Origin of the sequence: Synechococcus sp. PCC 6312, assembly GCF_000316685.1 — a bacterium.
In the GTDB taxonomy this organism is placed as follows: domain Bacteria; phylum Cyanobacteriota; class Cyanobacteriia; order Thermosynechococcales; family Thermosynechococcaceae; genus Pseudocalidococcus.
Genome location: NC_019680.1, coordinates 961,554 through 984,303, shown reverse-complemented (window position 1 = coordinate 984,303; position 22,750 = coordinate 961,554). Strand labels below are relative to the sequence as shown.

The following is a 22,750-nucleotide window of genomic DNA, read 5'->3' as shown; positions in this document are numbered from 1 at the left end:
CTTTATGCTTGAAATTGACTCAATAACCAGGCCCCAACTTGGGATTGATCTGTTTCTCGACTACGGCGCAGAGCTTCTTCTAAAACCGTAAAGGCCAGGCCTGGTAATACTTGTGATACTTGAATTCGGTTACTACCTTCATCCGCAATGACATAAGCCGTAATTTCAATTTTTTCGACATCCACCACCCAATATTCCTTAACTCCTAATGACTCATAAAGAAAACGCTTCACACTCAGGTCATCAAACAACGAAGTCTTGGCCACTTCAATGACCAAATCGGGAGCCGGATAAATATTTAGATCAATAATTCCACTCCCAAACGGAACAGCAGCGACCTGATCCCCCACATAACAGGAAATATCTGGCTGACACTCCCTCGACCCAACCTTACGATAGCTACAGTTCGACAATACCTTTAGTGGAATCGTCCGAGCCAGGCCAAATAAATTGATTGACCAAGCCATTGTATTGTCATTTTCAGCATGATCATGACTAACGGGCGGCATTTCTAACCTCATGTGGCCGTTGTAGTAGTAGCATTTTGTTTTGTCATAGCTTGAATCGCTAACCAGAGCTTCAAACTCATCCCAGGCCACGGGAAGCCAAGTATCACTCATCGGTTGAAGCGGTTTTGCGGTTGGAGATAATACTTCTGTTGCTGTCATTTCTTAGACCTCCTGCCAAAATAAAAATTTCTGGGCCTAGCAAAATCAATAAATGCTTGATTACCCTACATTGAATGAGTAATTAGCAAGATTAATATCTTTAAAACCTGGATAATCTAAGAAAGATTGTGTGACTCTAAGGTTAGTGATTGAGCCACCACCTAAGTGTATCAATCGGCGTGCATGAAGTTTGAGGGCATCAACTGGAATAATCCGTGCTATCTCAATTTTTAAGTTTGGATCAAAAATTACTACTGCCAGAAGATCAAATTCTATCTCTCCTCGAAACTGAAGATTAGGCGATTTCCTGCGCTCAGGGTCAAGGAGTATTGTTTTCACCTCGACTAGTTCACCGCTTGTTAATTTCAAGTCTGCGCCTAATCGAGGATCATCAACTATTGAAGCACCTGTAACTTTAGCTACAGCTAATTCGGTTAACTGAGACAGGAGTGGAAGAATGGCTCGCCTTCGATTTGATGGAGGAAGCTGATTCCATAAATCTCGAACAGTCTGTAATTGATCATGTAAAGATTTATCGTTGCATCTATAAGATGACTGAATTTTTAATCCTTGAACTATCTCTGAGTATTCCTTTGTAAGGAACATTGATTTATTATCTTCCAAAAAACGTCGAGACCTAATCACAATATAGTCAGACCCTTCAGATAAGTTTGGGATTGCTGACTGTGCTGCATCCTCGCTATCATAAATTCCCTTCACTGCCACATAATCTTTTAGTCTTACAGCATCCCCGTCGAATCGGAGGATAACCCAAGCATCCGCTTTTTTCATTAGGCTTTCTCCTTCGCGCCCCCAGCAGTCAGGCTACCTAGCAATTCACCTGTGGTGCTATTGTACACTCCCCCAGAAAAGTCGAAAGTGACATTGTCTGCACCCCCTAGCCCATGAATTGTTTTGATGGTGTGTAAGCGTTTGCTGGTTAGATCCCGACTAATTCCACAGAATTTATTGAGATGGCTGACAATGGCTTCAAAGCTTGTAGTAGTGCGAAACTTAAACGTTGCCATAACCTGACTTTTCTCAGCCCAAACTATTTTCAGTACACACTGTTGGCTTGAGCCATTACTCTGATCAAGTTAAAATTGTGCCGCCTAATAATTGCCGGTGTCGGGTATCGAGTTCTGCCAACAACAGCGGCCAGGCCTGGAGGGTTTTATCTTTAGCCATTGTCGTTTCTGCCGCAGTTCGGGCGAGTTCCAAACAATCTTGATCTTCTACCAAACTGGCTAAGGCAAAATCCGGTAACCCTGACTGACGCGTTCCCAAGACTTCACCCGGCCCCCTTAACCTGAAATCCATTTCGGCAATAAAGAAACCATCTTGAGATTGAGATAAAACATTCAACCGTTGCCGCGCTGTATCAGATTTAGAGCTATTGAGCAGTAAACAATAGGATTGATGGCTCCCCCGCCCAACGCGCCCCCGGAGTTGATGTAGTTGCGACAGGCCAAACCGTTCCGCGTGTTCAATTAGCATCACAGTAGCATTGGGTACATCGACACCAACTTCAACAACAGTGGTTGAAACTAACAGTTGGGTATTGCCCTCTCGAAATTCATTAATTGCTGCTTCTTTTTCCGCTGATGACATTTTCCCATGCAGTAATCCGACTGTGAAATTAGGAAAGACCGTTTGCAGATGTTGCTGTTCTTCAATCGCTGATTTTAAATCCAGTTTTTCCGATTCTTCAACGAGGGGTAAGACCACATAAACCTGCCGCCCTTGAGCCACTTCCCGCCGAATCAAATCATAGGCCTGTTGCCGTTCGCCTCGCCCTAAAATTGTCGTTTGAATCGGTTGCCGGCCGGGAGGGAGTTCATCAATTTGGCTAACATCTAGATCACCGTGCAAGGTCAACGCCAAAGTCCGGGGAATAGGTGTCGCTGTCATCGTCAGGACATGGGGAAAGACCCCTTTTTGTTGCAATTTTGCCCGCTGTTCCACCCCAAACCGATGTTGTTCATCAATCACCACCAGGCCCAAGCGATTAAACTCCACGGCATCTTGAATTAGGGCATGGGTGCCGACTAAGACCGCTAATTCCCCGGTTTGTAAGTGGCTATGAATTTGACGACGTTTGGCAGCTTTTGTGGAGCCAGTGAGTAACTCGACAGGTAAATGAAGCTGAGTCAACCAGGCCACGAGTTTCCGATAATGCTGTTCGGCCAAAACTTCCGTGGGAGCCATCAGGGCCGTTTGATACCCGGACTGGATCGCCGCCAACATTGCAATCACTGCCACCACCGTTTTCCCAGACCCCACATCCCCCTGGACTAAGCGATTCATTGGGATCGGCTGCTCTAAATCCTGCAAAATTTCTTGAACGACTCGCTGCTGTGCTTTGGTTAACTGGAACGGCAAAATCTGGTAAAACTCTTCCAGTAAAGTCCCCGTGGGTGTGAGTGGAGAACTTTTTTGCTCAGCCTGTTGTTGCTGTCGCCGCCGTAAAAGTCCCAATTGCAAATAGAAAAACTCATCAAACACCAATCGCCGCCGAGCCAGGCCAAGCATTTCGTGATCATCGGGAAAATGAATCTGATTGAGAGCAGTGGGTAAATCAATCAAATCCTGGGCCTGGCGGAGTTCTAAAGGCAGTGGATCCGACAGTTGTTCTGCGTAAGGTAAGGCTAACTGCACTGATTTACGAATGAGATCTGGGGATACGCCTTCGGTGAGGGGATACACCGGCACAATCCGCCCAATGGTGAGAGATTCAATATTCCCCCCGGCCTGGTCGAGGACTTCAATATCCGGATCCTCCAGCGTCAGGCCATATTTCCCGGCTTTCACCAGGCCCGAGGCGGCAATAATCGTCTGTGGTGCATAGAGACGTTTTTGTTGCTCTTGCCAACCCCGATTCGTAAACCGCGTCCCCATATAAAAGCGACTGAGTTTGAGTTGGCCAGTGCGATCCTGAATGATGATGTCCAAGATCGTGAGTTTTTGATTCTTGGGACTGGTAAACACCTGACAACGGCGCACGGTTCCGACCAAGGTGACGGTTTCTCCGGGAACTAACTCCCGGATCGGGACTTGGCGGGCATAGTCAATGTGGTCACGGGGATAGTAAAACAATAAATCTCGAATGGTGAGTAAACCCAACTTTTGCAGCCGCTCAATTCCCCATTTGTTCAGGCCCGAAAGGGTATTGAGTCCTTGATTTAAAACCTTGGTTTGTTGAAGTTTAACGGGGGGTGGATTGAGAACTTGCTGGGCCTGGTAAATTAAGCGGCGGGTTTCAGCGACTAAATGCTGGCGTTGGGGAATCGATAACTCAGGATAGGTGGCAAAATTCTCCGCGGCTCGCTGCCAGCGTTCTGATAAAGGTTTTGGTAATTCTGGGCGTTCTGGAGTTGAAAGTTGGAGATGGAGGTATTCACTAAACCGATATTCCCGCCCCACCAGATCTCCAAAGCCCCGATCTGCCTCGATGGCCAAGGCCTTTTGGAGTCGTTGCCAATCAACAGACGCAGACATGGGCAGATCTAAACGGGACAGAAAACTATCGGCACTATGGCTATCCTACAAACTTCCTGCTCTTGCCCCCAGGCCTGGGATCGATTGCACCCAAAAATATCGCGTTCTTTGGCAGCAGGGAGTTTGACACTCAAGATCACACCAAGTTTGATATGGGAGTTACAAAACCCTTGAGAACCTGTACAAGAGCAATCTCGATGGACTCCATTAACCAAAAACGACAACAATACGAAGCCGCTGGCCTGGAGTACGAAAAGTACTACTTTGATGAGCGGACAGGTGGGTATGTGCTAATTCATCAGGGGCATAATCGCAACGAAGGTTTTGAATCGGAAGTCTCTGTTGCTAAAGCATTTGCGCGTCGAGGTTATCAGGTGGAGTTGGTCAATGAGCAGGGGGAAGAGGGGCAAAGACAATTTGATGCCCTGGTTAATGGGGAGCCGTGGGAGTTCAAGGAGTTAACCAGTAAAGCAAGAAATGTTAAAAATGCTATTCAGAAAGGCATAAAAATAGCCAAGTACCAAGCTCCAAGGATTGCCTATCATATCAACAGGGAGGCTGATACAAGGCTTATTAATGCTGGGATTAAAAATGCCCTTTTCTGGGATGACGATCAAAAAATCACCTTGGTCGCCGTAGTTAGAAGTGGCACTTTACAGGTATTGAGTCGGGAGGACATAGATAATGGCAAGCTCTTTGGGTGACCTAAATGAAGAAATTTATGACAGCTTTTTGGAGCGGATTGAGATTGCTGTGTCCAATAATATTCCGGCCATGTCTCGGTTTATGATCCTGGGTGAAATTTCCTATGCCGTTGGCCGAGGTGATATTACGATTAAGCAGGGACGCGAGTTAGAAAGGCTTTTGGGGCTGAAGGAAATGATCGATGACTATGCTCAAATTAGGGAACAAGGCTTCTGGGGCGAGCTAAATACCGCAGCATAACCACCATCCCCATCACTGTTGAAGCCCAGGCCCCGCAAACAACTCTCAACCAGGCCATCCAAACAGCCAGTAATCTTTAGGAATGACTTTGATGCCGCCGCAAAAATCGTTTTCCCAAGAAAAACATGATCCCGATCAGAAGGGCAATGCCAACGACCGTTGTAATCGTATCCATGTAATCACTGACTAGATGATATTCTTTACCTAAACTAAAGCCTAAGTAGGTCAAGACGGTTACCCAGGCCACGATCCCGATCAAGGAAAACACAACAAATTGCCCCAAATTCATGGCAGCAATTCCGGCTGGGAGTGAAATTAACGTTCTCACCCCTGGAATTAACCGCCCCCAAAGAACGGCCTTGTTGCCATGGCGTTGAAACCACTGTTGCGATTTAACAATATCTTTGCCGGAAATCCCCAACCATTTGCCATAGCGATCCAACAACCGCCGCAGCCGATCTGCTTTCATCCTGTAGCCCAAGTAATACCAGGGAAGCGCACCTAAAATCGTGCCAGCCACACCGGCAAAAATCACCAGGCCAAGATTCATTTTCCCTTGAGAAACTGCAAACCCTGCTAAAGGCATAATCAACTCAGAAGGGATTGGGGGAAACAGGTTTTCTAAACACATCAAGAGTGCAATGCCAACGTAGCCCAACTGTCCGATTAAACTAACGATCCACTCTGCCACGATTGACCTCACAACTGCTCATAGGATTGATTGAAATAATTGGCTCGAAGATATAGAAAGCAGAACTGCTACTAGCCAGTATTGAGTGATACATTTTTCCTTGGGTATTGGATAGTCTAGCCCAGGCCTGGGGTTGCATAGCTGAGTCAGAATCCGGGTAGGTAATGTTGCGGTAGCTCTCCATCCAGCCCTAAGATTTAACAGAATGCAACAATTCGGTCGCTTCTACGAACGAGCAAAGCTCTATAGGAGATTTTAACCTTGACCGCTGTGGACACCCCTTCGACTCGCTCATCTCAACCTCGGCGTGTTTCTGTTTTAGGCTATCCCTTAGATCTGTTGGACAATTACCCGGCCTGGTTGGCGGCCCATCAGGGAGATGGCTTCCATGTCGTCACGCTCAATGCCGAGATGATTATGCAGGCCGAAAAAGTCCCGCAGTTAGCTCAGGTGATCAAGCAAGCTAGTTTTATCGTTCCGGATGGGTCTGGGGTTGTCCTTTATCTGCGTCTCTATGGCATCAAGGCCAATCGCCAACCAGGGATTGAACTCTCAGAGAGTTTGTTAAAGTTTGCTGCAACCCAAAATCCCCCCCTGAAAGTCTTCTTCTATGGTAGTGCTCCCGGCGTGGCGGCCCAGGCCGCAGAGAATTGGCAAAAACGCTACCCCAATCTGAATGTGGTTGGCATTTATACGGGCTATCAAGCCCCAGAAAGTGAGGCCGAACTTAAAGCCCATTTACAGGCCAGCCAACCGGATATTATCTTTGTCGCCCTCGGAGTCCCCCGCCAAGAATATTGGATTGCCGAAAATCGTTATTTAGCTCCCCAGGCCACCTGGGTCGGGGTCGGCGGTAGTTTTGATATCTGGGCCGGCAAAAAAGTTCGTGCCCCCCAATTTTTCCTGGATCATCACTTGGAATGGCTGTATCGGCTCTATCAAGAACCCTGGCGCTGGCGGCGGATGTTAGTCTTACCTCAGTTTGCCCTGCGGGGACTTTGGCATCGGTTATGGCATTCCCGCATCTAAATTCAGCTAATTTCCCTCTCACCCTTTGAGTCTCTTTTGACTATGCCCTCCATCTCACCCCCTTCTTCCACCCAGCCTCTCCATGCCCCAGAAGCATTAGGGAGCCATTCATCAACTATTCTTCAATTACAGCAAGTCACCAAAAGTTATCGTTCCGGGCGATTTTGCTTAGAGAATGTGGACTTTCAACTGGCGACCGGGACGTTTGCCCTCTTAACGGGGCCATCGGGGGCGGGGAAATCAACCCTTTTGAAACTGTTTTATGGGGCCGAGCAGCCGGATCGGGGGCAAGTTTTAGTCCAGGGTCAATCTGTGAATCGCTTACAGGGGCGGGCGCTGGCGTATTTACGGCGACAGGTGGGGGTCATTTTCCAAGACTATAAACTTTTGGAACGGCGAACGATTGCTGAAAATGTCGCGTTTGTGTTGGCGGCCCGTGGCCTGGCCTGGAGTGAAATTCAGCGGCGAGTTCCGGCAGCATTGTCCTTGGTCGGCCTAGCAGATCGGGGGAATTGTTTTCCCGATACCTTGTCGGGGGGGGAACAGCAACGAGTCAGTATTGCGCGGGCCATTGTTGGACAGCCACGTATTTTATTAGCCGATGAACCCACAGGCAATTTAGATCGCCATAATGCCCTGCAAGTCTTGAAAATCCTCCAACAACTGAACAAAAAGGGCTTAACAGTGCTGATGACGACCCATGATCCCCACCTGGTGGAAATGGCCCAGGCCCCGGTCTGGCAAATTAAATCGGGTCGGTTAAGTCCAGTCAACAATCGAGACATCCTAATTCAACCGTAGAGCTTTGCTCGTTCAAAGAGGACATGATGGGACTAAAGCAATTACCACCGATCCAGCAATCAGAAACCCTCACCAGAGCTAGATATTTAGCACGAGAAACCCAGTTGGGCCTATGGCGGGGGGGCTGGCTAAACGGGGCGGCGGTCTTGACGGTGGCGGTGCTGTTATTTCTGTTTGGTTTTGGCTTTAATATTGCCAGCCAGATTGATACGGCCTTTCAACAGTTGGGGAGCCGTCTCGAGATTACTGCCTATCTGGAACCCGACCAGGCCCCGGAATCAATTCAAACTCAATTACAGCAACTCCCTAATACGGCCCAAGTCATTTTAGTTAGCAAAGACCAGGCCTGGCAGGAACTCTTAAAAGACTTAGGGGCCAGTGACATCACCACCGCTGCTGAAAACCAAGGCCTGATGCAAAATCCCCTCGTGGATGAGTTTAAGATTATTGCTACCCGCGGCGAGGATGTCCCGGAATTAGCCAAAGCGGTGCAAACCATCCCCGGAATTAGCTCCGTTCAATATCTTGACAAAGCCTTGGTCAGCTTACAAACCCTCAGTCAAAGTGCCCAACGGTTGGGGGGAATTTTAGTCATTGCTCTAGCCGTTACGGCCGTGGCGGTGATTGCAACGGTCATGCAGTTATTAGCCGTTGTCCGACAACCAGAAATTGAAATTATGGAACTGGTTGGAGCCACTCCCCGCTGGATTTATTTACCCTTTTTGGTGCAAGGGGCTGGCCTGGGAATGCTCGGCGGACTTTTGGCCTGGGGGGGCATTAGTTTGACAGAACAAGCTCTTCTCCAGTGGTTAGGGCAACAGGGGGATCTCCTCAAACTTTTAGGTCAGCTATTAGCTAGCTCCGTTCTTGGTGGGGCTGGGTTGTTACTAATCCTGTTGCTGTTGGGGGCCGTTGTGGGTCTGATTGGCAGTAGCTTTATTTTCCTGCGCGGGGTTCGGAGGACATTATCCTAATCTGAAAATCAAGCTAGGAAAATGGTCGAAAATCTGTAACGGTTGATACACCAAATTCAGCCCCGAGTTGCCGATGATGCAAATGTCTGTTTTGATTTTTCTTATTCCCTAACATTCCCTAAAACCGAGGAAATTCCCGTGTCCCGCCGCCGTCCTTTGCTTCGCCGTTCTCAGATTAATCTCTGGCTTTCTCGTCCCCCGAAATTGCGCACCTTTGCCGGCCTGGGGGCTGTGATTCTTCTGTTGTCAGCTACGGCTGGTTTAGCCCAAGGAGTTGAGGTTCCCAAGGACTTAAATGAGGTAGCGACGAGCCTCCAATCGTTGCAGGTAGCCGCGAATACGATTTGGGTTCTGTTTACGGCTTGTCTTGTCTTCTTCATGAATGCTGGCTTTTGTATGTTGGAGACGGGATTCTGTCGCCCGAAAAATGCCGTTAACCTATTGGCGAAAAACTTAATTGTCTTTGCCTTGTCTTCGATCTCCTTTTGGGCCATTGGTTTTGCCATCATGTTCGGAGACGGTAACGAGTTTATGGGTAATTCTGGCTTCTTTCTCATGGGGGCCGACAATAGTCCGGCGACTGGAGATGCCTATGAAGGTGTCTATAGTGCCTTGAGTTGGACGGCAACTCCCCTGTTAGCCAAGTTTTTCTTTCAACTGGTGTTTGCGGGTACGGCAGCAACCATTGTTTCGGGAGCGGTGGCCGAACGGATTAAGTTCTACGCCTTCTTTGCCTTTAGCTTGCTGTTAGTGGGAATTTCCTATCCCATTACCGGACATTGGATTTGGGGCGGGGGTTGGCTGGCCAAATTGGGCTTTTGGGACTTTGCTGGCTCCACAGTGGTTCACGCAGTCGGGGGCTGGGCAGCCTTGATGGGCGCGGCATTGCTGGGGCCAAGGATTGGGCGTTACACGGAAGATGGCGGGGCTGTAGCGATTCCCGGCCATAATTTTGCCATTGCGACTTTGGGCTGTTTGATTCTTTGGTTGGGTTGGTTTGGCTTTAACCCCGGTTCTACGATGACAGCAGATGCCAGTGCCATTGCCCACATTACCGTAACGACGAATATGGCGGCGGCCTTTGGGGGAGCGACTGCAACGGTGATTTCCACGCTCTATTTTGGCAAGCCTGACCTTTCGATGATTATCAATGGGATTTTGGCCGGCCTGGTGGCCATTACGGCTCCCTGTGCCTTTGTCAGTATTGAGAGTGCAATTTTGATTGGAATTGTTGCTGGAATCATTATCGTCTTTTCGGTAGTTTATGTGGACAAACTGCGGATTGACGATCCGGTTGGGGCTGTTTCGGTGCATTTGGTGAATGGGACATGGGGAACCTTAAGCGTAGGACTGTTTGCGGCGGGGCCTGGGAAGCTCTATGCCGAGGGACTGGGGCCAGCTAGGGGCCTATTGCTGGGTGGCGGTGCAGATCAACTTTGGCATCAGTTTATTGGGGTGGCGACTGTTGGCCTGTTTACCGTTGTTTTTGCGACAGTGGCCTGGTTCCTGATTGATAAAACGATTGGGATTCGAGTTTCTCCAGATGAAGAGATCGAGGGCCTGGACTTGGGAGAACACGGGATGGAAGCCTATGCTGGGTTTATGTTCCGGGATGAAGTCAAAGGCTTTGTAGATCTGCTGAAAAAAATGTCTGCTGGACGTTAATTGATGAACGAAGCTGGCCAATGGGGATTCCTGAGCTAGGTTAGGGGATGGACTTGATCGGTAGCTTCATTGATAGAGTTGGCCATCTTTGTGAGTAATTATCCATTGCCCATCGATTAAGGTGGCCTGGAGATCATCATTAGGATAGTTAACCTGATCGTTGGGGCTGCGGTCACCAATCTCTAAGTATCTGACAGGTTCTGCTGATGGGTTGACTAATTGATGAGCAATCCCAGTGCCGGCTGGAAACCCATAACAATCCCCAGGCCCCAAGATAAGTTCCCGATCACCCAGAATTAGGGTTGGTGTTCCTTCCAAAATAAAAATGAATTCATCCTGCTGGGAGTGATGGTGGAGCAGGGCGGACTGGGTACCGGGGGCCAAATCGGTTAAATTTACCCCAAAATTTTTCAGTCCAAAAAAGTCCCCTAATTTTCGTTTCAACCGCCCTTGAACTAGAGAGGCATAAGGTTCTGGGTAGATGGTCTGCCCCTGGATGGCGGGGATAGATGTTGCGGAAATTGGTGATTGATTCATGGGCGGTTACTGGTGATATTTAATTATTTATCGAAATATTTTCAACGTTTTGCCAAACTAGAACTTCCCCGACCTGCCCCCCAGCCGCCACTAAACTGCCATCTCTGCTCCAGGCCAGGGTACTAAAACCGACTTTTACTCCTTCAAGAATTTGAATTGGCTCCTGGGCCTGATCCCATAAACAGAGCCAACCCTCTGAACCGGCCGAGGCTAACAGTAAGCTGTTGGGTTGAAAGACAACGGTGATCACGGCCTGCTGATGCAGATCTAAAATTCTGGAAGCCCAACCAATGTCTTGATCTCGCTCCCAAACAACAATGCCCTCGGCACAGCTTGAGGCTAACAAGGGCGCACCAGAGCTAGAGGCCAAATCCGACCAAACCAGTTGTTTAACCTTGCCCGGAAACCCCCGCATTTCCCAGGGACTGATATCTCCCCACTGCCAAACGGAAAGGGTGCGATCAATATTTGCCGCCGCCATAAACTCCCCATTACCCGCCCAGGCCAGGCCAACACAAGCGGACATTAACTCTAAATGTTGAGGTTCTTCATCCCAATCCGCTGCGGTCCAAACCCGAATCCCTTGGTACCCACCCACCGCCAAATAATCTCCCGCAGGATGCCAGTCCAGTCCCAAAATCGAAGACGCAGCAAAATCTAAGGTGGTGATCACCGCTTGCGCAACAACATCCCAAACTTGGACATAATGCTTCAGACCAATGGCCAATTCTGCGCGCGTGGGATGCCAGGCCAGATGATCAATCCAAACTCCCGGATTATGGAGAGTGGTGATTAAGGTTGCCGTGGCCTGAGAATCAAGCTGCCAGATGAAGACATCCCCTGTTTGCCCCGCCGCTGCCAAGAACTGCCCATCGGTCGAAAATAATACCTGACTAAGGGAGTAGCCATCGGCTTGTTTAATTAGCTTAAGGACTTCACCATCAGCAATTCCAACTTCTCCCGCCGCCGAGCAGGCTGCCAATAGCCCCCTAGATGACCAGGCCAGGCCCGTGACATAATCACTCAATTCCCCCGTAAAGACGGGTTGAAACTTGGGCACAGAGTTAGTCATGGAAGAAGGCAGGCCTGGAATCCTTGAGTCAGCATTGCAGCATCTAAGTTTCGGCCAATAAAGACCAGTTCGTTTTTTCGTTCCGCTGGGGATTTCCAAAGTCGGTCAGCCCGGCCATCAAACAACATATGGACTCCCTGAAAGACAAAGCGGTGATCTTCCCCAGCCAGATTGAGAATCCCCTTCATCCGAAAGATATTGGCCCCTTGGGTTTGCAACAGGTGACTCAGCCAACCATCGAGTCGCTCCCCGTCCACTTCCCCGGATTCTCTAATGGCCACAGACCCCACGGTTTCATCATGTTCATGGGCCACTTCATTGAGGAAATTGGGATCAACTTCTAAGGCTCGGTCTAAATCAAAGGCTTGCACCCCCAGAATGGCATCCATAGAGATTTCGGCATTTTGAGTCCGGTAAATTTTAGCCAGGGCATTCATCCCGCGGATTCGTTCTTCCAGTCTTAGCAACTGCTCTGGGGAGACTAAATCGGTTTTGTTTAACAAAATTATATCGGCAAAGCCAATCTGCTCCAGGGCTTCATCCGCATCCCAATGGTGCTCAATATGTTTGGTATCAACCACCGTCACGACCGCATCTAATTGGGCCTGGGAGCGGACATCATCATCCATAAAAAAGGTTTGAATCACAGGAGCCGGATCCGCCAGGCCGGTGGTTTCAATCACCAAGTGGTCAAACTTATCCCGCCGCCGCATCAGATTGCCAATAATCCGAATCAGATCGCCCCGGACTGTGCAGCAAATACAGCCATTGTTCATCTCAAAAATTTCTTCATCAGCATTGACAACCAGTTGATGATCAATCCCAACTTCGCCAAATTCATTGACAATCACGGCCACCTTCTTGCCATGTTCGTAAGTCAAAATTCGGTTCAGTAAGGTGGTTTTTCCGGCCCCCAAATATCCAGTCAAGACCGTTACAGGTACAGATGTAGTGGACATCACCATAAATCAACCTCTTCAAAACGTATCCGACTGTGGAGCGTTGCTTGTTCGGAGAAGATCTACACATATCCGCAGCCAAGCCTAGAATTCTGGCAATCCTAATGTATCCCTTCTAGCATAAGCTGAGTTCAGACACAAAGTTTTAGCTCCTTTAGTTTTGACCACATTGTCCTTGACTAGATTGGGATCAAAACGCAAGTGTTATCGCGGACTGTCAAATAGTTGGCCTGGACACACCTTAAATATCCACATCTGGATAAATAGATGCAGATTTGCAAACGATTGAGTTGGCTTCAGGATTTATGAATAATAGGCTGCAATTATCTGGGTTTCTTAATCTGAATAAACCAGAGGGATTTACCTCCCATGATTGTGTGGCTAAGGTGCGGCGGATTTTTAGACTTAAGCGGGTTGGTCATGGCGGAACGTTAGATCCAATGGCAACTGGGGTGTTACCAATTGCCTTAGGTTCTGCGACCCGTTTGTTGCCCTACTTGCCCACAGAAAAAGCCTATCGAGGGGTGATCCAACTGGGCCTGGTGACCGATACAGACGACATAACAGGAACAATTATTTCTCAGGCCAATGCTAGTGAAATAACTCAAGCACAGGTGAGGCAAAGGTTAGACATCTTTCAAAAGGGGTACGATCAACTTCCACCGGCCTATAGTGCCGTTCAAATTGAGGGGAAACGACTCTACCAGTTAGCCCGAAACGGTCAAAGGATTGATATCCCGACACGCTGGGTTGATATTTTCAATCTTGAGGTTTTAGCTTGGCAACCCGGCCCGACCCCAACATTGGAACTATCCATTCGCTGTGGCCCCGGAACCTATATTCGCGCCATCGCTAGAGACTTGGGTGCAGCTTTAGGTGTTGGGGGAACTTTAGTTAGCTTAGTTCGGACAAAAAGTTGTGGATTTGAGTTGGTTAATGCGCTGACTCTTGGTGATCTCAGCCCAGAATCTACAACTTTAATTTCCCCAGGCCTGGCTCTGCAACATCTCCCAGCCATTAAATTGGACTCAGAAATTGCTAAACGCTGGTGTTGTGGGCAGAAAATGGCGATTGAAACCGTAAATTTAACCACTCCCTATCAAGTGTTGGATCAAGCCGGAACATTACTCGGCATTGGTCAGCTTGAAGACGATATTTTCCGTGCTAAAGTTGTCCTCCCTAGCCACATTGATCATTCAATGGACAACAATGCTTCGACTAGAAACAACTCGCATGATCCTCCGGCCGATGACCTTAGCAGATAGTCATGATTTACTGCTGGTTCTTTCTGATCCCGACGCAATGAAGTTTTATCCTCAGCCCTTTGATGATCAGATGACTAAAACCTGGATCAACTGTAATCGCCAAAGATACCGCGATCATGGCTTTGGCCTGTGGGCATTAGTTCTGAAAAAGAGTGGTCAAGTGATTGGGGATTGTGGCTTAGTTTTACAGGAGGTTAATGGAGTTGAAATGGTTGAACTTGGGTTTCACGTTCAGCGGCAACTTTGGGGCCAGGGTTTAGCCACAGAAGCAGCCCAGGCCTGTTGTCAGTATGGGTTCAGTCAACTAAAACTTAAACGATTAATCTGTCTCATTCATCCTCAAAATCTTGCCTCTAGGCGCGTCGCCGAAAAAATTGGCATGAACTTAGTTGCAGCAGACACAACCTGGCAAGATCGAAAGGTGTGTATCTATGAGATGAACTGTTGTCAGGCCTAACCTGAGAGTCATTTCACTTCGGAATGAAACACCAAAAGACTTGAAGCCATGACGAGCAGCCGCCTTGTTGGTGTAGCCTCCGGGAGGGATAGTGCCCCAGTTTTGGCAGAAATGACTAGACATCACAAAGACTGATTAAGACTGAGATTAGGACTCTTAACGATCGGGTTGGCGAAATTGAAAACATTGAAAACCTTGTCAGAGTTCCTGCGCTAAAACCCGCTCCATAACGCTCTTATAGGCAGCTTCGATATCGCCTAAATCTTGACGAAACCGATCCTTATCCATAACCCGGCGATTGGTATCTGACTCGGCCTGGTTCCATAAACGACAGGTATCTGGACTAATTTCATCGGCTAGTAAAATTTTGCCCTGGGGATTGCGACCGAACTCTAACTTAAAGTCCACCAGGGTAATGCCACAGTCCTGAAAAAAGTGGGTCAAGAGACTGTTGATTTTCAAGGCCTGGCCCCGCAGTTGGGCAATTTCGGCAGCACTGGCCAGATCCAGCAGGCTTAAGCGATCTGGGGTCAGGAGGGGATCACCCAAGGCATCGTCCTTCAGATAAAATTCTACCAATGGAACTGGCAAAACCAGCCCCAATTCCAGGCCCGTTTGTTTGCAAAGACTCCCAGCAGCCCGATTCCGGACAACCACTTCCAGGGGAATAATCTCTACAGCCTGGACTTGCATGACATCGGGGGCAAGCTGATCCATAAAATGACTGGCAATGGCCTGGTGGGCTAAGTAACGAAATAAATGACTGGAAATCTGGCAGTTCATCCGTCCTTTGCCGACAATTGCACCCTTTTTTTGGGCATTAAACGCTGTGGCATCATCCTTGAAATAGGCGAGTAAAACCTGGGGATCTGGGGTTTTGTAGATAATCTTTGCCTTACCCTCATAGAGTTTATGTTCTGGGGCTAGGTCAAATAGATTTGGGTGATTGGTTGCAGTCATAGTCAGGCAAATCAGGACAAAGGGCGTATCCGCTCACTAATCTTATACAAAGGCAGATATTAGCCATTTTGACACCTTTTGCTCAGATCTCCTATTGTTAGCTTGGCTCCTTGTAGAGCTTTGAATCAGAACCGTGAAGCCTAGACCCGGCATAGCATAGCGTTACCCATGGATAGTCGCGTGGTGATCCCCTAGATAATACGAAATAGGCCAGGCTTCTAGAGCTTCAACTCATCTAGTTCTGTCTGCGTAACGCCATATCCCAATCTGGGGCAGTCCCTTAGGCTAAAACAGAAATAGCCAGTTGGTAACTCATCTCTGACTGAACCCCTGATCCGCGCACAGAACCGCTCACTGGAGATGCATTGAGGGGATGAGCCGCCGCCACCAGGGCAATATGCCGATCCGCCACCGCTAAACCATGGGTTGGATCATAGCCCAGCCAGCCAGCCCCCGGTAAATAGACTTCTGCCCAAGCATGTAAATGTCGCTCAGTGCTGTCGGTATCCCCTTCTTGGTAGCCACTGACAAACCGGGCCGCCAACCCCATACAGCGACAGGCTTCCATAAACAAAACCGTTAAATCCCGACAGGAACCGGATTGCTTTTGCCAGGTCAAACAGGGGGGCCAGGGAGAGCCAACTTCCCGAATTTGGTAGGTGCTGTGTTCATAAAGTTTTTGGGTCAGTTGGTTTAGGAAGAGGATGATGTTGCTGTCACAGGCCTGGGCAATATCTTGGGCCAATTGATAGGCAACCGGGTCAAACCCAACGGGGGGTAGGGGTGGGGTGAGATAGGCCTGGAGGCTATGGAGGGTGAGGGTGGGATAATTGAGTGGAAAATGGGTTGCCCAGGGTTCTAAAACAAAATTAAAGGGATTGGTACATAAGGTTTCCACCTCGGCCGTAATTTGAACTTGGAGTTGCTGAGTGGGTTGTCGCCCCCACCAGAGATGAATAACCGAGTTTCCTTCTGCATCTAAGACTAGGGTTTGGTTTTGCGGCAGCGGTAACACTTGACAGCTAAATTGATGCAGCAATTGTGACCCAGAAACCCTTGGCCGGAGGCGGATCGTATGGGGTAAAAGTTCAATGGCCTGGGCGTAATTGTAGGTTGTTTGGTGTTGAATGAAGTAACGCACAAGTATCCTGAAGGTATTTACTGAATTGGATCCAAGTTCCAGGACAATATCCCTAAGCAACGGCCTCCAATGCAAAAAACGTATTAAAGATTTCTTGATCCACTTGGTTAATTTGGGTTTGCAGTTGATCTAGAAATTCATGCATTCCGCGAGAAATGATTTCCTCAATGGTTAAATAATCCAACTCTGAACGCAAACGCCCAATGACCCGTTCCACAGGGAGCTTCCAAGAGCCAATTGGTGTTCCCGTAACTTTATACATATACTGCTCAACATGGAGTAAGCAAGAGCGAATTGCCCGGGGAAACTCAGCATCTAAAATCAAAAAGTCCGCGACTCCAGCAGGTGTAATCCGATGTTGTCCCCGCTTGCGATACATTTCATAGGCACTGGCAGACTTTAGCAGAGCAATCCAACCCAACTCATCAATGGAAGACCCCACATCCTCCACAGAAGGCAAGAGTAAGTAATATTTCACATCCAAAATCCGACTGGTTTTATCCGCCCGCTCTAGCAATCGCCCCATCTGCCCAAAATGCCACCCCTCATTATGGGTCATTGTTGCATCCATCACCCCTGTAAACGAATGGCTGGCCTGTTTAACCTTAGCTAAGAAATCAGCAATATCTCCCTGGGGCTGACTTTTGGCTGCGTCTCGCACAAAGGCATAAAAACTATTCACCTCTAGCCACATCTCCGAGGAAATTACTTCTCGAATGGAGGAGGCATTTTCCCGCGCCGCCCGCATACAGGAATAGATCGAGTTTGGGTAATGACTATCAAAGGTGAGACATTGGATCACGTTCTCAGCGGTAGGATTCCCATAATGCTGTTGGAAAAAGGCCAGATCTCCAGTGGTCAAAACTAAGGGATGCCACTGCTCGCCTACCATGGGTAAATCTAAGAGCAGATTTAAGTTTACATCTACAAAGCGGGCAATATTTTCGGCTCGTTCAATATACCGATTCAGCCAGTAAATAGCATCAGCAACACGACTCAACATAGGGCTGGTTTCCAACAACTTTGGCAAAGGAACAAAATTTCTGCAAGCCTAAAAATAATGTTAGCTAATTTAATCTAGACTATCGCGTTACTTATAATTCTGAGGCATAAACCCCGATAAACCTTTTCAAAACAAGCTTCCTTGATTTATTTTTGTTCAGTTCTAAAGGGATCGGCCCGACTGAACGTTGGCCCATTGGCTCGATACTTACTCCAGTTGGATAGGCTGTTCTCAACAAACAGAAATATTAAGAAGCACCTAGAGATAAAATTAATCCTTCATGGGCTATGGTCGTATTGGGAAAGGCTTGTCGGGCGAGTTGGCAAATTTCATCTAAAAATTCGTCATCATGGGTGGGATCGTGGTGAAACAAAACGAGGTGTTTGACTCGGGCAGTTTGGGCAAGTTTAACAGCTTCTTGCCAAGTGGAATGGCCCCACCCTACTTTGCTCTGGGCAGGGGAGTAATATTCGGCATCGGTATAAGTGGCATCATAGATCATCACATCGGCCTGATTAGCCAAACTAAGCGCGGCGGGGTCTAGCTTGTCTGGATAATGCTCTGTATCCGTGACGTAGCTGATCACTTGGCCGTGCCACTCGATGCGATACCCTACTCCACCGCCAGGATGATTAAGACGTTGATTGGTAATGATGGTATCGGCAATTTTGACCACTTCTCCAGGCCCTAGATCTTGAAACTTCAGCGCGCCCGCCATAATTTGTAAGGGAACTGGGAAGTTAGGATGGAGCATTTGGTCGTTCAGGCATTGCTGAATACTATGGCCATCAACCCCAGGGACTCCATAAATGTAAAAACAGTTACCTGGAATAAACGCTGGCTGGAAAAAGGGAAACCCTTGAATGTGATCCCAGTGGGTATGGGTAAAAAAGACATGGGCAGTGATGGGTAAATGTTTTAATAGTTCCTCACCCAAAACTCGTAAGCCAGTCCCGCCATCAAAAATGAGTCGCTCCCCCCCGGCCTGGATTTCCACACAAGGGGTATTGCCGCCGTAGCGAACTGTATGGGGGCCTGGAGATGGAATACTGCCTCGTACCCCCCAAAACCGGACAATCAAGGGAGACTGAAACATGGAAGGCTTACCAATCAACGAAGGAAATTACTCTAAAACCGATGATGTAACTTATTTAACCTGAACTTAAGGCTCCCACATTCGACTGTGCATCGGTAGTGATCAAGATCAATGTTTCCCCTAGGACAAGGATCACTGCGGAGTGCGACCACAGAGCTTACTGAGGATCTCCAAAAACTGAGAAATGCCAGCCCTTTTCCGCATCACCTGTGAGATCAAACATGACATGCTTGGCAATGGTATATTCCTCAAAAGCATAGCGGGACAGGTCTTTGCCAAATCCAGATTCTTTGAAGCCACCGTGGGGCATCTCGGAACACAGAGGCAAATGATCATTCACCCAAACCGTACCAAATTGTAACGCCGCTGCCACTTTCCAGGCCTGGTGGATGTTCTTTGTCCAAACCGAAGCCGCCAAACCATAGCGAACATCATTGGCCACGGTAATCGCTTCATCAACGGAGTCCACCGGATTAATTATCACCACCGGCCCAAACACTTCTTCCTGCATAATCTCGCTATCTGTGGGGGCTTCAACAAAAATAGTAGGCGGGTAGTAAAATCCTGGGACGGTTGGAACCTCGCCCTGCCAATGACATTTAATCCCAGCGGCCTGGGCCCGTGACACAAATCCAGCCACCCGCTCTTTTTGTGACGCAGAAATCAAGGGGCCCATATCCGTTGCCTCGGAGCTTATCTCCCCGATCCGCACCTGCTTGGAGAGTTCTGTAAATCGGTCTAGGAAATGATGATACTGCTGGCGTTCAACTAAAATCCGCGTCACCGCCGTACAGTCTTGGCCAGTATTGACATAACTGCCGACAATGGCTCCACGCGCGGCGGCCTCAATATCTGCATCAGCCAAAACAATTAGGGGAGCTTTGCCGCCCAGTTCCAAATGCACCCGGGCCATTTTATGGGCCGCTAATCCCATAATCCGTTTGCCGGTGGTGGTGGAACCTGTAAAGGAAATCATCCGGACTTGGGGATGGATGACCAATGGCTCACCGACTTCTGTGCCCCCGGTGACAATGTTTAAGACCCCTGGGGGTAAGCCAATTTCCTGGGCAATCTCTCCCAACTTAAGGCTCGTTAGGGGGGTTTGGGGGGCAGGTTTGATGACAACCGTATTTCCGGCCGCCAAGGCTGGAGCCAATTTCCACACGGCCATCATCAGCGGATAATTCCACGGTGTAATGGAGCCGATCACACCAATGGGTTCCCGCCGTATGGTTGAGGTATAGCCCCCGACCACTTCCCCTGTCCCTAAGCCTTCAATCACACGGGCCTGGCCAGCAAAGTATTTCAAATTATCAATGGCAAAAGGGACATCTCCGTTCCTGACCAGTTTGATTGGCTTGCCCGCATTGGTGCTTTCGAGTTGGATCAGTTCATCGCTATATTTTTCCAGGCCCACTGCCAATTGCCAAAGATAGTGACTCCGTTCTCCAGGGGAAAGGGTTGACCAGGCCGGGAAGGCTCTTTGGGCAGCTTGTACGGCGAGATCCACATCCACTGCATTGGCCTGGGGGGCTTCGGCAATAATCTCTTCTGTAGATGGGTTGATGATGGATTGCCAAAGACCTTCAACGGCGGGGACAAGTTCAGACCCAATCAGCATCCTGTAGCGTGGTGTCATAAAAACCTCAATCGGGGCCTGGACGTAGATAGCGTGCAAGTTGACAGGCATTTAACCAATTTTCAGGATAGACTAAATTTCTGTGAGGTGACAATCCAGATCAAGTGAAGTTTAATAAATAGAATTGTGGTCGAAATACCCTGGCCTGGGCAGAGTAGTTTTGTCAATTCGAGATGAACAATTTCCCAATTTGCGATGTGATCGGTAGAACTGGTGAACGATGCATCAGTAGATCATTACCAAACAAAAAACCAGAACCAATCAAACGAGTTGATTAGCCTGGCCTGTGACAAACCCTTAGTTTTTATCTCCAGTTTTCCTTGGTTTTCAGACAGTCAGAAGGCATGAAATAATCTCACTCCTTCTCACTCAGTCCTTAAGCATCAGGAATTAAACCACTGTTGTAGGCATCCACAACCTCAAACCCAGGTACACGAGTCCCATAGTCGGTTCCTTGCCCCGTGACAGATTTTGCAATTTGTTCAAAGGACTCAGACCGCCAGTTGCGTTCATGAATAGGCTTAGACTGCTCACCGAGAAAATAAGCTTGGGTGCCAATGACGGCCGCCGCAACCCAACCAACAACAAACAATGAAATTAATAAAACCATAATTGTAGCCTCCAAAAAATCGAAAAATTGTTACTCTTCAACGTCAAAATCAGGGAAAAACCATCAAACCAATGAGCCTTAAAACCAAAGCAGAAGTGGGAAATTAAGCTAACAGCCCCAACCGTTTGCCATTGTCACGCGCTAAGCGGATCATGTTCTGGCGATAGTTTCGATCTAGGCCAAGACGGTCACAAACTCGGGAAATGAGTTGAGCGTGGAGAGCAATGGCCTGACCCCGAAAACGGTTGAATTCTTTTGTACCCATCCAAGAACGAACCAATAAGACTAGGGGAGCAAACACGGTATAAACCCTCTTAACATTGAGCTTTGTAACCTTATGTAAACTAATGTAACAGAAGTTTTACAAAATTGCAAATTTTTGTTACAGAATCTCCCGGTCTCGCTCTGTATCCCCAGGCCTGATAAGGATTCGCCCCGCGTGCCTCAACTAGGGGTGGTTGTCCCCGAAAGTTATGGAGAAAGATGGTACGACAAGGGGCGGTTAACCGATCAAGGCTTTTACGACCAGGCCCAAGACAAAGCCAATGCCCGCAAAACGGAGAAACTGCCAGAAACTCTCTTGCTTCAGAATGTCTTGCCAATAGTCTTTAGCCGCATCACCCAAGCTGAGGACAATCGTCAGTGCCAAGTCCAGTTCAAGCTCCTTCAGTTGTTGTTGGAGGCGTTGAACCTCTGCATCTAGGCCCTGGGATTGGGATTGGCTCAGCTTGGCCTGGGTGGCTTGGATTTGGTGATAGCTCTCTTGCCAGGCCTGGAGCCTTGATTGAGTTTCCTCAAAAGCCTGAGCTAGGGCATCCTGGGCGGAATCCTCTCCAGACGAATGGGGTGGGGGCAATGGGGGAGAGGTCATAGGGAAGGGGCAGTGATAATGAACAAGAAGAGAACAAAAGCAGTCCGTTTACTTCAATTAACCGGATCAACTGGAATCATGTTGGGCCATTACCTTGCACCTAGACTCTAAAAACATCTTAAAAGCCAGGGTAAACTCGAATCATGTTTGAACCGCACATCTCTCCAGCTAAGCCTGACCCTAGCAGCCATCCCTTGGAGTTGGCCCAGGCTCTCCTGCAAACCCTGATGATTTCCTCCCAAGACTGGCATCGTCTCAAGAATAATCCCCAGGCCCGCGCCCAAGAACAAGCCGCCGCCGCTTTGGTCTATCTTCTCCAAAGCAATCCTGAGGAAGCTCTGAGTCGGCTCCAACAGGCCGTAGGTTGGCTAGACCGGAGTATTAAAGCCCCACCTTGTCCCGATCATGGGCTAAAAAAGCAGTCTGTGAATGCTGGGGCATTTAGAGAGTAAAACAGTGGGAGTTATCTGAGAACTGGCCATTGCACTTAAGCATCGGTCTCGGGTTCTAGTTCACTGGCCTGGAGGTGAGCTGAAAACTTTGGGGAGAACTTGACACAGTAGGGATAGTTTGCACTAATCGGTCGCCCTTGCCACTCATGTAGTATACCTGTGACATGGCCGACTAAGCCCTGAATGTCAAAGGCTTGCCCACGATGCTCAGGATGGTGATAGACCAACACAGAGTTTTTTACCCGCACTGCCATACCTAAGGTAAAGTTCTCTTTCTCTGACGCAATCATAGGGAATTCTCTGGGTTAGTTAATAAATAGGGCGGTGGATACAAACGTCTTTTCCTAGATTACCGGAGGAGGGGATTCCCCCTACAGTCGAATTACCTAATCCTCAATCCTGAGAATGCTCTATCCT

26 protein-coding genes are annotated in these 22,750 nt (G+C 48.4%); 9 read left to right on the top strand and 17 right to left on the bottom strand.

The genetic code is table 11. From position 1 onward, the window contains the following. Window positions 1–2: 2 nt before the first annotated feature. The 4 genes from SYN6312_RS04840 to recG all read right to left on the bottom strand — a co-directional run bounded on the left by SYN6312_RS04840 (window position 3) and on the right by recG (window position 4,166). Window positions 3–668 carry a Uma2 family endonuclease gene (locus tag SYN6312_RS04840; RefSeq protein WP_015123744.1) on the bottom strand — a complete coding sequence of 222 codons (666 nt, stop codon included), beginning with the start codon at window positions 666–668 and terminating at the stop codon, window positions 3–5. Window positions 669–728: 60 nt separating this feature from the next. After that, window positions 729–1,460 carry a hypothetical protein gene (locus tag SYN6312_RS04835; RefSeq protein WP_015123743.1) on the bottom strand — a complete coding sequence of 244 codons (732 nt, stop codon included), beginning with the start codon at window positions 1,458–1,460 and terminating at the stop codon, window positions 729–731. Next, a complete protein-coding gene (locus SYN6312_RS04830) occupies window positions 1,460–1,696 on the bottom strand; it encodes a hypothetical protein (RefSeq protein WP_015123742.1) in 237 nt (78 codons plus the stop codon). The genes SYN6312_RS04835 and SYN6312_RS04830 overlap by 1 nt, the downstream gene beginning before the upstream one ends. Window positions 1,697–1,760: 64 nt before the next feature. Then, window positions 1,761–4,166 (bottom strand): ATP-dependent DNA helicase RecG, encoded by a 2,406-nt coding sequence (recG, locus tag SYN6312_RS04825; RefSeq protein WP_015123741.1) that lies wholly within the window; start codon window positions 4,164–4,166, stop codon window positions 1,761–1,763. A gap of 197 nt (window positions 4,167–4,363) precedes the next feature. On the opposite strand from recG, the gene SYN6312_RS04820 reads away from it, so the two are divergent. Together SYN6312_RS04820 and SYN6312_RS04815 are read left to right on the top strand one after the other, a co-directional pair. Next, window positions 4,364–4,870 (top strand): hypothetical protein, encoded by a 507-nt coding sequence (locus tag SYN6312_RS04820; protein WP_015123740.1) that lies wholly within the window; start codon window positions 4,364–4,366, stop codon window positions 4,868–4,870. Continuing rightward, window positions 4,851–5,111, top strand: coding sequence for a hypothetical protein (locus SYN6312_RS04815; protein WP_015123739.1), 261 nt, complete (start codon window positions 4,851–4,853; stop codon window positions 5,109–5,111). The genes SYN6312_RS04820 and SYN6312_RS04815 overlap by 20 nt, the downstream gene beginning before the upstream one ends. Window positions 5,112–5,187: 76 nt before the next feature. On the opposite strand, the gene SYN6312_RS04810 is transcribed toward SYN6312_RS04815, so the two are convergent. Continuing rightward, window positions 5,188–5,802, bottom strand: a complete 615-nt coding sequence (locus SYN6312_RS04810) for a DedA family protein (RefSeq protein ID WP_015123738.1) — start codon at window positions 5,800–5,802, stop codon at window positions 5,188–5,190. A gap of 270 nt (window positions 5,803–6,072) precedes the next feature. Here SYN6312_RS04810 and SYN6312_RS04805 point away from each other — a divergent pair, with 270 nt between their 5' ends. From SYN6312_RS04805 to SYN6312_RS04790, 4 genes are all read left to right on the top strand, one after another. After that, window positions 6,073–6,831: a WecB/TagA/CpsF family glycosyltransferase gene (locus tag SYN6312_RS04805; protein ID WP_041431143.1), complete on the top strand. Its 759-nt coding sequence runs from the start codon at window positions 6,073–6,075 to the stop codon at window positions 6,829–6,831. 42 nt (window positions 6,832–6,873) lie between these two features. Next, window positions 6,874–7,632 carry a cell division ATP-binding protein FtsE gene (ftsE, locus tag SYN6312_RS04800; RefSeq protein ID WP_015123735.1) on the top strand — a complete coding sequence of 253 codons (759 nt, stop codon included), beginning with the start codon at window positions 6,874–6,876 and terminating at the stop codon, window positions 7,630–7,632. A 23-nt stretch (window positions 7,633–7,655) separates the two neighbouring features. Then, complete coding sequence (locus SYN6312_RS04795; protein WP_156804736.1) at window positions 7,656–8,606, top strand: ABC transporter permease; 951 nt, start codon at window positions 7,656–7,658, stop codon at window positions 8,604–8,606. Window positions 8,607–8,744: 138 nt separating this feature from the next. After that, window positions 8,745–10,271, top strand: coding sequence for an ammonium transporter (locus SYN6312_RS04790; RefSeq protein ID WP_015123733.1), 1,527 nt, complete (start codon window positions 8,745–8,747; stop codon window positions 10,269–10,271). A gap of 66 nt (window positions 10,272–10,337) precedes the next feature. Here SYN6312_RS04790 and SYN6312_RS04785 read toward each other — a convergent pair whose 3' ends face one another. From SYN6312_RS04785 to SYN6312_RS04775, 3 genes are read right to left on the bottom strand one after another with little or no spacing between them, the layout of a single operon-like run. Next, window positions 10,338–10,808 carry a cupin domain-containing protein gene (locus SYN6312_RS04785; protein ID WP_015123732.1) on the bottom strand — a complete coding sequence of 157 codons (471 nt, stop codon included), beginning with the start codon at window positions 10,806–10,808 and terminating at the stop codon, window positions 10,338–10,340. A 19-nt stretch (window positions 10,809–10,827) separates the two neighbouring features. After that, window positions 10,828–11,880, bottom strand: coding sequence for a WD40 repeat domain-containing protein (locus SYN6312_RS04780; RefSeq protein ID WP_015123731.1), 1,053 nt, complete (start codon window positions 11,878–11,880; stop codon window positions 10,828–10,830). Next, complete coding sequence (locus tag SYN6312_RS04775; RefSeq protein WP_015123730.1) at window positions 11,877–12,845, bottom strand: GTP-binding protein; 969 nt, start codon at window positions 12,843–12,845, stop codon at window positions 11,877–11,879. Before SYN6312_RS04775 ends, SYN6312_RS04780 begins: the two co-directional genes overlap by 4 nt. A 299-nt stretch (window positions 12,846–13,144) precedes the next feature. On the opposite strand from SYN6312_RS04775, the gene truB reads away from it, so the two are divergent. After that, window positions 13,145–14,104, top strand: a complete 960-nt coding sequence (gene truB / locus SYN6312_RS04770) for a tRNA pseudouridine(55) synthase TruB (RefSeq protein ID WP_015123729.1) — start codon at window positions 13,145–13,147, stop codon at window positions 14,102–14,104. Further along, entirely contained in the window at window positions 14,049–14,561 is a 513-nt protein-coding gene (locus tag SYN6312_RS04765; protein WP_015123728.1) for a GNAT family N-acetyltransferase, read from the top strand. Before truB ends, SYN6312_RS04765 begins: the two co-directional genes overlap by 56 nt. A 198-nt stretch (window positions 14,562–14,759) precedes the next feature. Here the strand turns inward: SYN6312_RS04765 and purC are convergent, their stop codons facing one another. From purC to SYN6312_RS04725, 8 genes are all read right to left on the bottom strand, one after another. Further along, window positions 14,760–15,521: a phosphoribosylaminoimidazolesuccinocarboxamide synthase gene (gene purC / locus SYN6312_RS04760; protein WP_015123727.1), complete on the bottom strand. Its 762-nt coding sequence runs from the start codon at window positions 15,519–15,521 to the stop codon at window positions 14,760–14,762. Between the two features lie 280 nt (window positions 15,522–15,801). Beyond that, complete coding sequence (locus SYN6312_RS04755) at window positions 15,802–16,662, bottom strand: transglutaminase family protein (RefSeq protein WP_015123726.1); 861 nt, start codon at window positions 16,660–16,662, stop codon at window positions 15,802–15,804. 52 nt (window positions 16,663–16,714) lie between these two features. After that, entirely contained in the window at window positions 16,715–17,665 is a 951-nt protein-coding gene (locus SYN6312_RS04750) for an alpha-E domain-containing protein (RefSeq protein WP_015123725.1), read from the bottom strand. Between the two features lie 247 nt (window positions 17,666–17,912). After that, the gene (locus SYN6312_RS04745; RefSeq protein WP_015123724.1) at window positions 17,913–18,761 is read right to left on the bottom strand and encodes an MBL fold metallo-hydrolase; all 849 of its coding nucleotides are present in this window, start codon (window positions 18,759–18,761) and stop codon (window positions 17,913–17,915) included. A 157-nt stretch (window positions 18,762–18,918) separates the two neighbouring features. After that, complete coding sequence (locus SYN6312_RS04740; protein ID WP_015123723.1) at window positions 18,919–20,451, bottom strand: aminobutyraldehyde dehydrogenase; 1,533 nt, start codon at window positions 20,449–20,451, stop codon at window positions 18,919–18,921. A 325-nt stretch (window positions 20,452–20,776) separates the two neighbouring features. Next, entirely contained in the window at window positions 20,777–21,010 is a 234-nt protein-coding gene (locus SYN6312_RS04735) for a photosystem II protein, Psb35-related (protein ID WP_015123722.1), read from the bottom strand. Between the two features lie 103 nt (window positions 21,011–21,113). Beyond that, a complete protein-coding gene (locus SYN6312_RS04730) occupies window positions 21,114–21,311 on the bottom strand; it encodes a hypothetical protein (protein ID WP_015123721.1) in 198 nt (65 codons plus the stop codon). Window positions 21,312–21,512: 201 nt separating this feature from the next. Continuing rightward, a complete protein-coding gene (locus SYN6312_RS04725; RefSeq protein ID WP_015123720.1) occupies window positions 21,513–21,881 on the bottom strand; it encodes a hypothetical protein in 369 nt (122 codons plus the stop codon). 143 nt (window positions 21,882–22,024) lie between these two features. Here SYN6312_RS04725 and SYN6312_RS04720 point away from each other — a divergent pair, with 143 nt between their 5' ends. Then, on the top strand, window positions 22,025–22,333 hold the full coding sequence (locus SYN6312_RS04720) for a DUF6439 family protein (protein WP_015123719.1): 309 nt from the start codon (window positions 22,025–22,027) through the stop codon (window positions 22,331–22,333). Between the two features lie 35 nt (window positions 22,334–22,368). Here SYN6312_RS04720 and SYN6312_RS04715 read toward each other — a convergent pair whose 3' ends face one another. Next, the gene (locus SYN6312_RS04715; protein WP_015123718.1) at window positions 22,369–22,623 is read right to left on the bottom strand and encodes a ferredoxin-thioredoxin reductase variable chain; all 255 of its coding nucleotides are present in this window, start codon (window positions 22,621–22,623) and stop codon (window positions 22,369–22,371) included. Window positions 22,624–22,750 lie beyond the last annotated feature (127 nt).

What these genes read in the sequence shown, in the direction of transcription:
- SYN6312_RS04840 (WP_015123744.1), bottom strand. Translation starts at nt 668, where the DNA reads ATGACAGCAACAGAAGTATTATCTCCAACCGCAAAACCGCTTCAACCG.
- SYN6312_RS04835 (WP_015123743.1), bottom strand. Translation starts at nt 1,460, where the DNA reads ATGAAAAAAGCGGATGCTTGGGTTATCCTCCGATTCGACGGGGATGCT.
- SYN6312_RS04830 (WP_015123742.1), bottom strand. Translation starts at nt 1,696, where the DNA reads ATGGCAACGTTTAAGTTTCGCACTACTACAAGCTTTGAAGCCATTGTC.
- recG (WP_015123741.1), bottom strand. Translation starts at nt 4,166, where the DNA reads ATGTCTGCGTCTGTTGATTGGCAACGACTCCAAAAGGCCTTGGCCATC.
- SYN6312_RS04820 (WP_015123740.1), top strand. Translation starts at nt 4,364, where the DNA reads ATGGACTCCATTAACCAAAAACGACAACAATACGAAGCCGCTGGCCTG.
- SYN6312_RS04815 (WP_015123739.1), top strand. Translation starts at nt 4,851, where the DNA reads ATGGCAAGCTCTTTGGGTGACCTAAATGAAGAAATTTATGACAGCTTT.
- ftsE (WP_015123735.1), top strand. Translation starts at nt 6,874, where the DNA reads ATGCCCTCCATCTCACCCCCTTCTTCCACCCAGCCTCTCCATGCCCCA.
- SYN6312_RS04795 (WP_156804736.1), top strand. Translation starts at nt 7,656, where the DNA reads ATGATGGGACTAAAGCAATTACCACCGATCCAGCAATCAGAAACCCTC.
- SYN6312_RS04785 (WP_015123732.1), bottom strand. Translation starts at nt 10,808, where the DNA reads ATGAATCAATCACCAATTTCCGCAACATCTATCCCCGCCATCCAGGGG.
- SYN6312_RS04780 (WP_015123731.1), bottom strand. Translation starts at nt 11,880, where the DNA reads ATGACTAACTCTGTGCCCAAGTTTCAACCCGTCTTTACGGGGGAATTG.
- SYN6312_RS04775 (WP_015123730.1), bottom strand. Translation starts at nt 12,845, where the DNA reads ATGGTGATGTCCACTACATCTGTACCTGTAACGGTCTTGACTGGATAT.
- truB (WP_015123729.1), top strand. Translation starts at nt 13,145, where the DNA reads ATGAATAATAGGCTGCAATTATCTGGGTTTCTTAATCTGAATAAACCA.
- SYN6312_RS04765 (WP_015123728.1), top strand. Translation starts at nt 14,049, where the DNA reads ATGCTTCGACTAGAAACAACTCGCATGATCCTCCGGCCGATGACCTTA.
- purC (WP_015123727.1), bottom strand. Translation starts at nt 15,521, where the DNA reads ATGACTGCAACCAATCACCCAAATCTATTTGACCTAGCCCCAGAACAT.
- SYN6312_RS04750 (WP_015123725.1), bottom strand. Translation starts at nt 17,665, where the DNA reads ATGTTGAGTCGTGTTGCTGATGCTATTTACTGGCTGAATCGGTATATT.
- SYN6312_RS04745 (WP_015123724.1), bottom strand. Translation starts at nt 18,761, where the DNA reads ATGTTTCAGTCTCCCTTGATTGTCCGGTTTTGGGGGGTACGAGGCAGT.
- SYN6312_RS04740 (WP_015123723.1), bottom strand. Translation starts at nt 20,451, where the DNA reads ATGCCTGTCAACTTGCACGCTATCTACGTCCAGGCCCCGATTGAGGTT.
- SYN6312_RS04735 (WP_015123722.1), bottom strand. Translation starts at nt 21,010, where the DNA reads ATGGTTTTATTAATTTCATTGTTTGTTGTTGGTTGGGTTGCGGCGGCC.
- SYN6312_RS04725 (WP_015123720.1), bottom strand. Translation starts at nt 21,881, where the DNA reads ATGACCTCTCCCCCATTGCCCCCACCCCATTCGTCTGGAGAGGATTCC.
- SYN6312_RS04720 (WP_015123719.1), top strand. Translation starts at nt 22,025, where the DNA reads ATGTTTGAACCGCACATCTCTCCAGCTAAGCCTGACCCTAGCAGCCAT.
- SYN6312_RS04715 (WP_015123718.1), bottom strand. Translation starts at nt 22,623, where the DNA reads ATGATTGCGTCAGAGAAAGAGAACTTTACCTTAGGTATGGCAGTGCGG.